This window comes from Pseudarthrobacter sp. NIBRBAC000502770 (genome assembly GCF_006517815.1).
Classification (GTDB): domain Bacteria; phylum Actinomycetota; class Actinomycetes; order Actinomycetales; family Micrococcaceae; genus Arthrobacter; species Arthrobacter niigatensis.
Map to the genome: position 1 here is coordinate 26,705 of NZ_CP041197.1, position 12,709 is coordinate 39,413.

Genomic DNA, 12,709 nt, shown 5'->3' on the forward strand with positions numbered 1-12,709 from the left:
AGGCCGCGGGGCTGCCTGTCCTGACTGCCGAGGGAACGGCGGAACATTTTCATGCCCATCTGGACGTGGTCGTGCACGGGAAACCCGTGACGGTTCCGGGGGGCATCGGGGTTAGTGTCGGCCCGGACGGTAAACCCGACGGAATATCCTCCCTGCACACCCATGACACCTCCGGGATAATCCATATCGAGGCGCCCACGGCCGGCCAGCGCTATACCCTGGGCCAGGTTCTGCAGGAATGGGGAATGCTCGGCGGCACCGGATGTATCGGCCCGGAATGCAGTTCCGACGCGGGCAAGTGGACGGTGTACGTCAACGGAAAAGCCAAGACATGGGGTCTCACGGAAGTTGTCCTGGCTGCCCATGACGAGATCGCGCTGGTATACGGGAACGAAGCGGCCATGATCCAGCCGAAATACGCGTTCCCGCCCGGCCTCTGAACGACAAGGCTCCTCCCGCAACCACCGCCCTCACCCGTGCCTGGCCCGTGTGAAACCGGGAAGAAAGCGCACGGAGTAAGTCCGGAATCCGGGGCCACGCTACGGGAAGCTCGACTAGAACCTGAACGGCCAATGACGATTGAAGGGACAAACGATGAGCGAACATTTTGACGTGGCAGTGCTGGGGATGGGGCCCGGCGGGGAAGTCGCCGCAGGCCGGCTGCTGAAAGCCGGGAAGAAGGTCGCGGTCATCGAGCGCGAGCTCATCGGCGGGGAATGCGCGTACTGGGCCTGCGTGCCGTCCAAAACCGTGCTCAGGCCACCCGAGGCCCGAACGGAAGTGCACCGGGCGGCCGGTGTTACGGGCGCGGAGCTGGACTGGGCCGAAACCAGCGACTACCGCGATTACATGATCAGGCATCTTGATGACAAGGACCAGATCGACGGGTACGCCCGCCACGGTGCCGTGGTCATTAAAGAGGAGGCCCGGATCACCGGACCCGGACGGATCCGGGCCGGAGACCGGGAACTGAGCGCCGAGCACATCATCATCGCGACCGGTTCCGCCCCGGTCATCCCGGCCTTGGAGGGCCTGGATCAGATCACGGCCTGGACAAACCGGGAAACCTATACGGCCACGACCCTGCCGGAACGCGCTGTGGTCGTCGGCGGCAGCGCCGTCGGGATTGAGACGGCCACGTTCCTGGCCCGCTTCGGAGTCACCGTCACCCTGATCCACCGCGGGGACCGGCTCCTGGAACGTGAAGAACCCCGCGCCGGTGAACTGGTCGGCAAATACCTCCCCGAATCCGGGATCGACATCCGCCTGGGAGTAAACGCCCGTCGCGGCCGTCGTGCAGGCGGGCAGAGCGTCCTTGACCTCGACGACGGCACCGAGGTGGCGGCCGACGTCGTCATCTTTGCCACCGGCCGCACCCCGCGCACCCAGGATCTGGGGTTCGAGCAGGCGGGAGTGATCCTGGGTGACCGCGGGCAGGTGCAGGTTGATGAACATTGCCGTGCGGGTGAGAAGATCTGGGCGATCGGGGACGTCACCGGAATTATGGCCTTCACCCACGTCGCGAAGTACCAGGGCCGTATCGCGGCCGACGCTATTCTCGGCCAACCCCGGAAGGCCTTCTACGAGGGCATTCCCCGGGTCGTGTTCGCCGACCCGGAAATCGCCGCCGCCGGCCTCACCCAGGCCCGGGCAGACCAGGAGGGCCTGAACACCACAGCGGCGGAAATCGACCTCGCCGCAGCCATCACCCGGCCCTGGACCTACGAACGGGATCCCCGCGGACACCTCGGGCTTTTGGCAGACACCGACCGGAAGGTCCTGATCGGCGCCTGGGCGGTGGCCCCGATGGCCGGGGAATGGATCCACCAGGCCTCCCTGGCCATCCGCGCCCGGATCCCCATCGCCACGTTGCGGGACCAGGTCGCCCAGTACCCGACCTACAACGAGGCGTACCAGGCCGCCCTGGACAAACTCGACATCTAGCCGCCGCACACACCCCAAAGGTTGTAGCCTCCGGGGAATCCGGGATTACACGATTGCCACAAAGGGAGAAGGCCATCATGAAAATCACCGAAGCATTCGAAGACCTGGTCACCGCCTGGGTCGCCGGCTACGTCGGGACCAAGGCCATGGAACCGGTGAGCATGAAACTCTACGAACTGGAATCCGCACAGGACCGGGCCAGGGAAGACGCCGCCCGACCCGGGCCGCCCTATGAACTGGCCGCGAAGAAGATCTTCGGTGCCGGCGGGATCATGCTGGAGGGAAAAGCGCTGGAGCGAGCTTCGCTGTTCATGCATTATGGGCTTGCACTGAGCTGGTCGCCCCTGTATGTGCTGCTGCGCCGCACGACCGGGATGAGAGTGGTCCCGGCCGGCCTGGCCACGGGGACGGCGATGTCGTTGATCGCCGATGAATTGCTGACGCCCCTGGCCGGGTTCAGCGCCCCGAACCGCGCATACCCGCTGGTGACCCATCTGCGTGGCTTTGCCGCCCACCAGGTGTTCGGGCTCGCCGTAGCCGCAACCTGCGAGACGCTCTGGGCACTGCGGGGACGCCGACCGTGATCTTCCCCGACGGTCTCGAACCCAAGCTCAGCTGACTGCCGGTCGGCGGCTCGACGGCGCCGGGGTCCAGGTGTGTTCATCAAACCGCCTTGCCCCGGCGCCTCGTGCTCCTGCGTCAGGCCGGCGGGGCGTCGCGTGATGCAGGGGTCGTGCGGTTCAGGTCGGCGGCGGAGTGGTTGGCGGCATTTACGGGCGGTTCGGCTGCGGGTGCGCAGCAGTTCTCCTCGGGTTCCTTCGGCACCGGCCCGGCGGTGCGCCTGCGTGTCCCGAGGGCCGCGAGCAGCACGGCCGCGGCGAGGGAGAGGGCGAGAACCGCGATGAGGGTGGTATTGGCCCCGATGAACCCGGTCACTGCCGAAGATGCGACGTTCATCCCTCCGGCGATGCCCTGATTGGGTTGGCCGGTGGCCAGCGCGGGAGCCCAGTAAGCGACAAGGTAGGCACCGGAAAGTACGAGGACGGCTCCGGCGACACGGGGCAGGTAGCGTGAGGCCCGGTGCAGTCCTTTGGCCAAGGCTCCGCTGGCCAGTGCCGAGGAGAGCGCCAGCAGGATCAGGACCATGCTCGCCCCTCCGGCGTAGGCCACGAAGACCGAAATCAGGGCTGTGATGCTGTTCGCGGCCAGAGCCTGGGCGATGACTGCCAGCAGCACCGCCAGGGTGCAGGAGAGCGATGCGACGGCGTAGGCGGCGCCGAAGGCGATCATCGAGCCCGGACCGCGGCCGGGCCGGTTGATCCGGTTCGAGTTCAGGGTCAGCCCCACGCGGCGGCCGGCGAGCATCGCGATGCCGACTCCGGCGAGCAGGACCCCGATCAGGACGGCCACCCATGGGACGGCGCCGATGATGCTGCGCAGCCCGAAAGCAACGAGCAGTCCGGTAATGGTGAAGATCCCGGCGAATCCGAGGCTGACCAGGGCTCCTGCGGCGAGGCCGCTGAGGGCTCGGCGGAGCAGTCCCGGACCTGCGGCGCCGGTGTCGTCCCGGCCGATGTAGTAGGCCAGGAAAGCCGGAAGCATGGCGAATCCGCAGGGGTTCACGGTCGAAAGCATGCCGGCGCCGAAAGCGAAGGCGAGTGTTCCTGTCATGGGGCGTTCCCTCCTACGAGCCGGCGGCCGCGAGGGCCTTGGCAGTTTCGTCGGCGGAGGGATCGACGCCGCGGAAGATTTCCTTACCTGACGAGTTCAGGACGACCGTCGTCCCGAGGGAATCGACGTTGAAGTGTTTCAACAGGGTCCCGTCGTCCCGCACCATAGTGACCGGCGGGTTGCCGACAGAGGCGATGAACTGGTTCAGGACCTCGGTCGGCTCGCTGGGATCAAGATCGACGGTCACGGCCTGCGCGCCTGGGGCGGCCTTGGCCAGGCCCGAGGCAACATTCTTCACCCCGGTGGCGCAGGGGCCGCAGGAGGCGGTAAAGAAATAGATGACGGTCGGCTTACCCGTCGGAAGCGTCAGCGGCGAGCCGTTAAGGGTTTTCACCGAGACAGACGCAACCGCGGGCCCCGAACCGGTGCCGGCGCTTGAGGCAGCCGCTGCACTCGGCGGTGCGCCTGCGCCGGTGGTCGAGCCGCAGCCGGCGAGCAGTATTGCGGTCAGCAGTGCGCCCATCAGTGCACCTGCGCGGGCCGCGGGCCGCTGGCGCGGGTGTTGCCGTGTCGGACGGGGTTCTGACGGTGGTGTGGAAGCGGTCATGGGCGGCTGTTCCTTCCGTTCGTGGATGAAGTGTCCCGGCTCTCCGGTTTCTGTGCGGAAGCGTTGGCCCCGGTCTTTTGGGGGTCACAGCAGTCAGCTATCTTCGGGGAGCGAGCTTCAGCAGCGGATGACCCGCCCTCGGACTGGCCGCCCGGTACTTCATTTGCCCGCGCACGGACGCGGCGGCGGCTCAGAGTAAACGCGACGGCTCCCGCAACAATGAGCGCACCGATTGCAAGGACGGCAGGATTTCCGATTACCCCGCCCGCCAAGGCGAGTCCGCCTCCTGCGATCAGAACCGGGCCGGCACAACAGATAACGGCCAGGGTAACGGCCCCGACAGCGAATAGAATGCCGGGCATTCCCCCCGAAGGGGCGGACGGACGATCAGACATACGATTTCTCCTCAAGAGTGTGTGAAAACAATCTCCCGAGACCAGTGTCGACCTTCCACCAGAGGGGAAGGTCAAGCCTCCCTGTGGAGCTCAGCAAGCCGGGCAAGTTATGGCCCTGATAGCTTCATTCGCCCTGGTCTCAGCACACTTGCAGGCGAGCTGCCGCCGGGACGGCCAGTGCAGACGACTTCGGGACGAGCTGCGCAACGGTGGCACCATCAGAATCCGGACCCGCACCGGCGCGAACCGCACGCTCCGGTTGCGCGTCCAGCAGATGCCGGGCGAGGTGATGACCTGGACCGGCGGTCTGCCTCTGGGTCTGTTCACCGGCGTGCGCACACTCAAGCTCGAACCCCGCGGCGGCATGACGCACCTGCGGGTGAAGGAGGAGTTTACCGGCCCGCTGCGGGGGCTGCCCTGGAAGGCCAGCCCCGACATGCAGCAGGCGTTCACCGACTACGTCGACGCCGTCAAGGAACGTGCCGAAATCCTGGACGGACACCGCAACCCGGGATGATGAGCCACGCCGGAAGTCGGGTCTTCCAGGAGCGAGACACGGCTTGTCCGGGCCACGGTGTCTGTCTGTTTCTGAGTTCATAAAAAAATATACGAGGGTATAAAGAAATCCTTATACCGGCTCATATTCTTCTATAGACTTCTCGTGTGGACTCCGACATGAACCCCTTCGCCCCCGGCTCCGGACTCAAGCCTCCCGCGCTGGAGGGACGCGAAGCAGAAATCGAAGCGTTCGACCGCCTGATCGTCAGGACCAAACGCCAAGCCACTGAGCGGGGAATGCTCCTGTCCGGACTCCGGGGAGTCGGCAAGACCGTGCTGCTGAACAACTTCGCCGCACAAGCTGAGCGACATGACTGGTTCGTTGTGCAGATAGAAGCCCAACCCTCGCCGGACGGCCGCAAGGCCACACGGCAAAAACTGGCCCGGGCAATCGAGGCGGGGGCAAGGAGGCTGCGGACCAGGTCCGCCTGGGACTACGTCAAGGGTGTCCTGGGCAGCATCGGCTCCTTCAACGTAACCCTCGGCGTGACGGGAGTATCAGCCACACTCGGCACCACAGAGGGCCGCGCGGACTCCGGAAACCTGGACATCGACCTCGAAGAGCTCGTTGAAGACATCGCAACGGCCATGGCCAAATCCCGCAGCGGCTTCGGGATCTTCATCGACGAAATGCAGGACCTCGACGACGAGCTGCTGGGTGCACTGATTTCGGTCCAGCACATGGCCGGCCAGAAAGGCTGGCCGTTCTTCATCATCGGGGCCGGGCTGCCCAACCTGCCTGGAAAGCTCAGCGCCACAAGGTCCTACTCAGAACGCCTCTTTGACTACCGCACCATCGGAGCCCTCGATCACGCGTCGGCAGCCGACGCCATCAGCCTCCCGATGAACCAGCTCGGTGCCCACGTGGACACAGATGCCCTACGGGCGCTCGTTACGGCAGCAGACGGGTATCCCTTCTTCCTGCAGGCCTACGGCAAGGCCGTTTGGGACGTGGCCTCCAGCAAAACAGTCAACCTCGACGACGCCCGCCTGGCCATCGAAATAGGCACGGAACAACTCGACGCCGGCTTCTTCAGGGCACGCTGGCAGCGGGCGACACCCGCGGAACGCCAGTATCTCCGCGCCATGGCCGACGACCACGACGAAGCCTCATCCACCGCCCAAGTGGCCTCCCGGCTCAACCGGGCAGCCAGCCAGCTGACCGTCGCCCGCTCCAGCCTCATCTCCAAAGGCCTCATCTACGCCCCCGACCATGGCGCCGTCCGCTTCACCGTTCCCGGCATGTCAGGCTTCATCAGCCGCCAGTTCGAAGAGTAACCACACTGGAAGCCAGTCCGGCAGGGACAATAGCTTCATGAGACTAGAACTGCTCCATATTGATGAGTGTCCCAACTCAGCCAAAGCATACGAGCGTCTTGAAGCAGCGCTGACCGCCCTGGGACGCACCGACGTTGAAGTCCATATGCGTCTTCTCGAGTCCGCATCAGATATTGAGGGCACCGGATTTGCCGGTTCACCGACGATCACCGTCAACGGAACCGATATCTTCCCGAACGGAGCATCCTCGAACGATTTGGCCTGCCGCATCTACATGACTCCCAATGGATATGCAGGCCTGCCCACCCTTGAGCAGCTAACGAAAGCCCTCAGGAACAGTGGACTCTGACACCGCCACCTGCTCGTGCTGCGGCAGGGTGAAGCAGCGTCGAAAATTGCATGCCCTTGGGACCGAACCTGCCTACATCTGCCGGCGCTGTGGCCTGTGGGTTGCCCTCCGGCTCCAACGGGATCACGCCGAACAAAACTGACGACGGCGCTGCCACGTGCCGGGCACTACCCACATCTGGTGAGCTGCTGGTGGTCCGGCTTCAATCGCGACCGGCAGGCGATGATGGATCCATGACGATCGCAAAATCCGTACTGCTTTTCATTCTTGCCGCAGCTGCCGAAATTGGCGGGGCCTGGCTGGTCTGGCAAGCCGTACGGGAGGGCAGGTCGTGGTGGTGGGCAGGGCTCGGAGTCATCGCCCTTGGCATCTATGGATTTGTTGCCACGCTTCAGCCTGACGCGCACTTTGGACGCATCCTGGCTGCCTACGGTGGCGTGTTTGTGGCCGGGTCCCTTGCCTGGGGCATGGTTTTTGACGGTTTCCGACCCGACCGCTGGGACGTCGTCGGTGCAACAGTCTGCCTGGCGGGTGTCGCCATCATCATGTTCGCGCCGCGGAACGCCGGCTGACTCCGAGGAGCTGCTGAACAGGGGCTTCGCTCGCCGGAGGATGGAACCGGGTTCAAGGCACTCTCACGTGAGCATCCGGCCAGCCGCCTGTCACGCTGCAGCCAGTTCATAAGTACGACTGGCCCGTTATCGGAGCGGTTGGCTGAGACTTAGCTGCCGGGCATGGAAGTCGAAATGAAGTGTGGGGTAGGCGTAGACGTCGTTGAGTGTCATGGTCGGGGCGAAGAACGGGTCCCACCGGTCCGGAAATGGCATCGACCGTGACAACGACCTGGGGCTCTCGCGTTCCAGCCGGCGCGAAATGGCGGTGATGGTTTTGTCGAGTTTCCGGGCCATCCGCTGCTTGTTGTAGACGAGGGCCGCAGCCCGGGAGCCCCAGTAGTTCACGACGTCAAAGGGCCGGGTTCCGGCGTTCAGGACGGCAGCGAACGCTGTGCCGACCGGCCTGGGGAGCCGGCTGATGACATGGACCATCGGTAGCAGCGCGCGGACGATCATGTAGCCGAACACCATGTGAAAGAGCAGTTCCTCATTGGTCCACCGGGTCCCGTTACTCCCTCGTCGAAGATCAGCGGCCGTCGCGCTCTCCAGCCAGGCACCAAGGGCGTCGCAGGCGCCCCCGTAGCCGGCCACGATGTCCGCTTTGGTTGGTTCCACGTCGTGCCGTCCCCTTCTTCATGCCTGAATCCGGCCGCGGTCCGGGTGTGTCCGCGAGCCGCTGCCCATGGCTTCATTATGGGGCGCGACAGCGCGAGCCGGGGCGTTTGACAGCACTTAGGGCAAAGACAGTATTCGCCGGTCACTTGTCGACGGGTCCGACCAGCGGGGGACAGCTCCGGTCCGTGCGCGGAGTGGGTGGCGGAACGACCTGCCTGACCAGGCCGAGTCGGGGGAGACTTCCACTGCACAGGTTCGACCAGGGGCAGCGATACCGGCTCCTTGTCGCGGTTGGACCGGACCAGGGTGGTGCCTTTCACGGTCGGGGGCCAGTCGTCAGGACTGATCAAAGCCGGCCCCCTCTCGTGGTGACGGGGCCGGCTGTCTTGGTCCATGGGGACGGCCGGGTCGTGCTGTACCGACGCTCTGGAGGCTGTGCAGGATCGCCGGTCTCATCGGTCAGCTAGGCTCCCGTGGTGACCTGGCGATGGTGTGCAGCCGTTCCGTTGGGTCCGGTCGTCCACCTGTGTGCGGGAAAAGCCCGAAGGGTTGAGCTTTTGCCGTGCCCAAGTGGGCGAGGGGCAACGCTACTCTCCGCTGTTGCTTTCCTTCTGACCAACCGCAGCGCTACCGCTTTCGCCGCGGTTGGCCGTCTTGCGCCGGCGCCCCGCAGCGCCTGATTCGAGACCTAGCTTCTTGAGCTCTTCGGGGCTCCATCCGTCCTTGGTGGCGCGGACGTAAGCGCGCTTGTCGTCTCGTTCGGCCTCCGTCAACTGTTCCTTCAGATCCGAGATCCGCTGGCGGGTCTTCACCAGTGCAGTGACAGACTCAATGCGCGAATCAAGGAGGGCCCTGGCCTGGTTGCGTGTCTGTTCAATGTCGATGATTGCCATGCCCTCAGCCTAGCCCGACGGAGTGACGTTTTCACGGCCCCTCGGAATCTGTCAGTGGTGCTGGCTCTACGGAACCACCTGCCTAGTTGCTGAAATTCAGCAGAAGTATCGCCGACGGAGCAAGCTGGTAACTTAGCCCGGCTAAGTTTGCTCGATCCTCGACTTGTCGTCTCGGATGCGGCACACTTGTCAGTGTGATCCCCGGGTTTCCGGGTTCGCTGCGCTGGCAAATTCGAAGGGCGGGACAAGTGAGTGAAGGCAACGGCTTCGCCGGCTGGAAGTCCCGTCGTCGGCGGGCGAATGTTGACGGCGGCCGGATGCACCGTCACGAGGTCAAGGTCAGTCCGGAAGAGGAAGCCAAGCTTCTTGCCCTGGCGGAGAAGCACCGCGTGACCATCCCGCGGCTTTTGATTGAGGCTGCGCTCAGCGAGGGAACGGAGAACCCGTCGGAGCGGCGTGATCAGTTCATGCAGCTCTCTACGCTGCAGCGTCTCGTCGGGACCGTGGCGAACAACATCAACCAGATCGCCAAGCACGCGAATGCGACGGGGGAAGTGCCCGCAGAAGCTGCCGCTTCCATCGCCCACGCGCGGGCTGTCATTATCCGAATCGACCGTCAGCTCGCCGACATGGCCGGGCGGTAGTTGCTCCGTGATTCCGAACATTACCCAGGGCGACCGCATGGCGGGTCTGATGATCTACCTCGCGGGCCCGGGACGTGCAAACGAACACGAAGAACCGCACCTCGTTGCCGGCGATTCGGCGCTGATGGCCTGGCACGACGACAACGAGCTGAACCGCGACGCTGCCCTCGATATTGCCAACGCCCTGGACCGGGCCAAGCAGTTTTTCGAAACCGAGGTAGACGGCGGACACGTCTTCCACTGCTCACTGAGTTTGGCCGCAGAAGAAGGCCAGCTCAGCGAGGAGCGGTGGAGTGCCATCGCCAACGACTTCATGAAGGAACTGGACTTCACCGAGGACGGCGGAAGAGCCCCCGCCCGGTGGGTCGCGGTCCGTCACGGACTGAGCAAAAACGGCAACGACCACATCCACATCGTGGCCAGCATGGTCCGGGACGACGGCACCAAATGGAACAGCTGGAAGAGTAAATACAAGTCCCAGCAAGCTGCCAGGACACTGGAGAAGAAGTACGGGCTGAACGCTGTCGGGACCCTGCGCGCCGAGCGCGGATTCACCCCGGCTGAACAGTCCAAAGCCATCCGCCACGGACTGACGGAAGTTGAGCGGCACAGCCTCGCCCGCAAGGTGCGCGTCTGCGCCGCAGCATCGACAGATGAGGCAGAGTTTGTCCGCCGGGCACGCCAGGAGGGCATGCTCGTGCGCCCCCGCTACGCGGCCGGCCGCACCGACGTCGTGACCGGGTACTCCGTGGCCGAACGCCCCCGGAAGGGCGAGCGTGCCGTCTGGTTCGGCGGGAACTCCCTGGGTCGTGACCTCGCCCTGCCCAAGCTCCGGGCCGAGTGGGAAAGCACCCCGGAGTCAGCGGCGTCCGCTGTCGCGGAATGGAACGCCGCAGCACGCAACCGCAGACCGGCAAGCCCCGGCCGGGAGACCCTGCAGCCGTCGGCCGAGCTGTGGAACAAGTACGCCAACGACGTCCAGGCACTGCGCGAGAAGCTGGCCACGACCCCGTACGGTGACCACGTTGCCTGGGCGCAGGCAGCCCGCGAAACATCGGCAGCTTTCGGTGCATGGTCCAGACGCATCGAACCCACTCCCGGGCCGCTGGCGGACGCCGCACGGGAGCTGTCCAAATCAGCCCAGCTCCGGCGCTACCCGTCACGGCCGGCAGTTGCTTTGCCGTCGGCACGCGGGGCCACCATGATCCTCCTGGCCGCGACGTCCAAGAGCGACCGGGCCGCCTATGCTCTCATGTTCCGGCAGCTCGCCCAGACCGCCCGTGCCATCCACGACATGCACAAGGCCACCGATGACCTCCGCCGGGTCCGGGGCCTCTCCGCAGCCGTGGTCGCCGCCGGCAGGGTCGTTGAAGCCAGCGCCACCGCCCAAACCATCACGGCGCGGCCTCTGACCATGGAAACACTGCGGGAGCAGCACCCGGAAGCCAGCGAAGAAGCCCTCCGGGCACGGCTCATCGCGGAACGGTCACGGGGCGGCTCGCCCGTCCCCACGACACTCACTAAACCGGACCGAACACTGCAGCAGGCCGGGTCCATCCGGCCCGAAGAGCCGAACCGAGACCAGCATCCGAATCCAGGCATCGAGCGATAGGGGAAGAGCATGAGCGAAGCAGACGGAATGGACGATGCAGTAGACGGTGCGATGCGGACCGGGCTGATGGTAGCCAGCCGGATAGGGGAGCAGCTGGCCAGAATGCGGGAAGAAGAGCAGCGCAATATCGCCGCCGCCGAGGAACACCGGGCACGCCAGCTGCAGGAACGCTTCGACGCCCAGCACGCGGCAGCCCGGGCCCAGCTCGCACCGGTTCCACGGGATGACTGGTGGGACAAAGCCACCCCCGAAATGATCGAATGCGTCCACGAGACAGCCATGGCATGGAAGGCCTACGACCCCGAAGCCGCCCAGGCATCAGAGAAGATCCGAGAACAGGTGCGAAGCCGCTACGGAATCGACGTGAACAACCCGGGGTCGGATGAACGGTCCGTTTCTGAAGCCCTCGCCCGCGCGCAGCAGGCCCGCTCCGAAGCCGAAACCGAACGGACCAAAGCCTCGGCTGCGCGCACCGATGAAGCCGCAGCCGGCGCCGCAGTTGCAAGCGCCAACAGACAGGACAACGCCGCCCACAAGGCGCAGGCCGGAGCGGCCTACGATTCCCCCGAACGGCGCCAGCAACTGGCCGAACGCCTCGAAGGCAAGGGTGACCGCGAGGCGGTCAACTCCCGGCTAGTCGCGGACAAACACCAGGGCACTCACCCGACGGCCGCGGTCGCGGTGAAGCCCTCGCTGGCAAAGACCTCGAGGATGGCCAAGACGGCTACCAAGGGACCGTCGTTGGAACGCGGGGGCCTCCAACGATAGAGAGAAACCGAAGCGAATCCGGCCGGATGGCGGGCTCGCTTCCGCGTCTGCGCCCCGGGACCTGATCTTCGGTGCAACCGCATCCCCGATTGGCATGTACGAAGCACTGGGGCTGGATCTTGCGTTCCCGCCTAGGCGGCTCCGGCTTCCTGATAGGTAATCAATACAATTGCCGACGCCACATATTGGATTATCGGCAGGGGGCCGGGATGCGCGGGCGAACCCGGACTAGTCGGAACTGAAGTAACGGCATGCGTCCCGGACTCGATGGACCACAGCCGGCTCCCCTCTTCTTCGAGCAGCGCCAACGCGTCGGCGAGAGAATCGTCGAGCATCGTCTGGAGTTCCATCATCGCGTCCGCGACGGTGGAACAACCGTCGGTCGCGACTACTAGCGATTGGGTTTTCGTCATAACAATGAACCTTCCATGCGCCGGGCGATGGCGGCGTGGGCATGTTTGATATGCAGGATTTTCGGGCAGGGCGAGAGCCGGCACATGTTCGCCGGCATCGCCGGCAGCGGTCCAGGCTCGGGTGCTGCCGCGGACGGGCCGGCAGCACGGGCCGGCTCTGCGGACTTCCGGGCGGCGGCTTTACGTCCGGCTGATAGAAAGTTGAACGAGTGATGGCGTTAGTGAGCCACCATGGATTGGGCCGGAAGCGGGGGAAACTGACGCACTGCAGTCCGCGAGGGGCGCGGCAGTTACTGCGGCATGCAGGACTTGCGGATTCGGTGCCATGACGCGGCCCGGATCGCGGAC

General features: G+C 65.1%; 15 protein-coding genes. 10 read left to right on the plus strand and 5 right to left on the minus strand.

Going from position 1 to position 12,709, the window contains the following annotated elements:
- Positions 1-86: 86 nt before the first annotated feature.
- From NIBR502770_RS21385 to NIBR502770_RS00155, 3 genes are all read left to right on the plus strand, one after another.
- Entirely contained in the window at positions 87-440 is a 354-nt protein-coding gene (locus NIBR502770_RS21385; RefSeq protein ID WP_246857238.1) for a hypothetical protein, read from the plus strand.
- Between the two features lie 154 nt (positions 441-594).
- Positions 595-1,944 carry an NAD(P)/FAD-dependent oxidoreductase gene (locus NIBR502770_RS00150; RefSeq protein WP_141180606.1) on the plus strand — a complete coding sequence of 450 codons (1,350 nt, stop codon included), beginning with the start codon at positions 595-597 and terminating at the stop codon, positions 1,942-1,944.
- A 77-nt stretch (positions 1,945-2,021) separates the two neighbouring features.
- Entirely contained in the window at positions 2,022-2,528 is a 507-nt protein-coding gene (locus NIBR502770_RS00155; protein WP_141180607.1) for a DUF1440 domain-containing protein, read from the plus strand.
- Between the two features lie 115 nt (positions 2,529-2,643).
- On the opposite strand, the gene NIBR502770_RS00160 is transcribed toward NIBR502770_RS00155, so the two are convergent.
- Complete coding sequence (locus NIBR502770_RS00160; RefSeq protein WP_141180608.1) at positions 2,644-3,615, minus strand: cytochrome c biogenesis CcdA family protein; 972 nt, start codon at positions 3,613-3,615, stop codon at positions 2,644-2,646.
- 13 nt (positions 3,616-3,628) lie between these two features.
- Entirely contained in the window at positions 3,629-4,138 is a 510-nt protein-coding gene (locus NIBR502770_RS00165) for a TlpA disulfide reductase family protein (protein WP_210418845.1), read from the minus strand.
- A gap of 588 nt (positions 4,139-4,726) precedes the next feature.
- Between NIBR502770_RS00165 and NIBR502770_RS00170 the strand changes: the two genes are divergently transcribed.
- The 4 genes from NIBR502770_RS00170 (at position 4,727) to NIBR502770_RS00185 (ending at position 7,374) form a co-directional block, all read left to right on the plus strand.
- Complete coding sequence (locus tag NIBR502770_RS00170) at positions 4,727-5,134, plus strand: hypothetical protein (RefSeq protein ID WP_141180609.1); 408 nt, start codon at positions 4,727-4,729, stop codon at positions 5,132-5,134.
- Between the two features lie 146 nt (positions 5,135-5,280).
- Complete coding sequence (locus NIBR502770_RS00175; RefSeq protein WP_141180610.1) at positions 5,281-6,453, plus strand: ATP-binding protein; 1,173 nt, start codon at positions 5,281-5,283, stop codon at positions 6,451-6,453.
- A gap of 37 nt (positions 6,454-6,490) precedes the next feature.
- On the plus strand, positions 6,491-6,802 hold the full coding sequence (locus NIBR502770_RS00180) for a thioredoxin family protein (protein WP_141180611.1): 312 nt from the start codon (positions 6,491-6,493) through the stop codon (positions 6,800-6,802).
- 233 nt (positions 6,803-7,035) lie between these two features.
- On the plus strand, positions 7,036-7,374 hold the full coding sequence (locus NIBR502770_RS00185) for a YnfA family protein (protein WP_141180612.1): 339 nt from the start codon (positions 7,036-7,038) through the stop codon (positions 7,372-7,374).
- Positions 7,375-7,500: 126 nt separating this feature from the next.
- On the opposite strand, the gene NIBR502770_RS00190 is transcribed toward NIBR502770_RS00185, so the two are convergent.
- Together NIBR502770_RS00190 and NIBR502770_RS00195 are read right to left on the minus strand one after the other, a co-directional pair.
- A complete protein-coding gene (locus NIBR502770_RS00190) occupies positions 7,501-8,031 on the minus strand; it encodes a DinB family protein (protein WP_141180613.1) in 531 nt (176 codons plus the stop codon).
- A 587-nt stretch (positions 8,032-8,618) separates the two neighbouring features.
- Positions 8,619-8,924 (minus strand): hypothetical protein, encoded by a 306-nt coding sequence (locus tag NIBR502770_RS00195; RefSeq protein WP_141180614.1) that lies wholly within the window; start codon positions 8,922-8,924, stop codon positions 8,619-8,621.
- A 248-nt stretch (positions 8,925-9,172) separates the two neighbouring features.
- Between NIBR502770_RS00195 and mobC the strand changes: the two genes are divergently transcribed.
- Genes mobC through NIBR502770_RS00210 form a run of 3 tightly spaced genes read left to right on the plus strand, consistent with a single transcriptional unit; the run spans position 9,173 to position 11,948 of the window.
- A complete protein-coding gene (gene mobC / locus NIBR502770_RS00200) occupies positions 9,173-9,568 on the plus strand; it encodes a plasmid mobilization relaxosome protein MobC (RefSeq protein WP_246857239.1) in 396 nt (131 codons plus the stop codon).
- Positions 9,569-9,575: 7 nt separating this feature from the next.
- Complete coding sequence (locus tag NIBR502770_RS00205; RefSeq protein WP_141180615.1) at positions 9,576-11,180, plus strand: relaxase/mobilization nuclease domain-containing protein; 1,605 nt, start codon at positions 9,576-9,578, stop codon at positions 11,178-11,180.
- Positions 11,181-11,189: 9 nt separating this feature from the next.
- On the plus strand, positions 11,190-11,948 hold the full coding sequence (locus NIBR502770_RS00210) for a hypothetical protein (protein ID WP_141180616.1): 759 nt from the start codon (positions 11,190-11,192) through the stop codon (positions 11,946-11,948).
- Positions 11,949-12,079: 131 nt separating this feature from the next.
- Here the strand turns inward: NIBR502770_RS00210 and NIBR502770_RS00215 are convergent, their stop codons facing one another.
- A complete protein-coding gene (locus tag NIBR502770_RS00215; protein WP_141180617.1) occupies positions 12,080-12,361 on the minus strand; it encodes a hypothetical protein in 282 nt (93 codons plus the stop codon).
- Between the last annotated feature and the right edge of the window lie 348 nt (positions 12,362-12,709).

Excerpts from the sequence above, each read along its gene's own strand:
- NIBR502770_RS00210 (WP_141180616.1), top strand. The coding sequence starts at position 11,190 with ATGAGCGAAGCAGACGGAATGGACGATGCAGTAGACGGTGCGATGCGG.
- NIBR502770_RS00195 (WP_141180614.1), bottom strand. The coding sequence starts at position 8,924 with ATGGCAATCATCGACATTGAACAGACACGCAACCAGGCCAGGGCCCTC.
- NIBR502770_RS00155 (WP_141180607.1), top strand. The coding sequence starts at position 2,022 with ATGAAAATCACCGAAGCATTCGAAGACCTGGTCACCGCCTGGGTCGCC.
- NIBR502770_RS00160 (WP_141180608.1), bottom strand. The coding sequence starts at position 3,615 with ATGACAGGAACACTCGCCTTCGCTTTCGGCGCCGGCATGCTTTCGACC.
- NIBR502770_RS00165 (WP_210418845.1), bottom strand. The coding sequence starts at position 4,138 with ATGGGCGCACTGCTGACCGCAATACTGCTCGCCGGCTGCGGCTCGACC.
- NIBR502770_RS00180 (WP_141180611.1), top strand. The coding sequence starts at position 6,491 with ATGAGACTAGAACTGCTCCATATTGATGAGTGTCCCAACTCAGCCAAA.
- NIBR502770_RS00170 (WP_141180609.1), top strand. The coding sequence starts at position 4,727 with ATGGCCCTGATAGCTTCATTCGCCCTGGTCTCAGCACACTTGCAGGCG.
- NIBR502770_RS00150 (WP_141180606.1), top strand. The coding sequence starts at position 595 with ATGAGCGAACATTTTGACGTGGCAGTGCTGGGGATGGGGCCCGGCGGG.
- NIBR502770_RS00185 (WP_141180612.1), top strand. The coding sequence starts at position 7,036 with ATGACGATCGCAAAATCCGTACTGCTTTTCATTCTTGCCGCAGCTGCC.
- NIBR502770_RS00215 (WP_141180617.1), bottom strand. The coding sequence starts at position 12,361 with ATGACGAAAACCCAATCGCTAGTAGTCGCGACCGACGGTTGTTCCACC.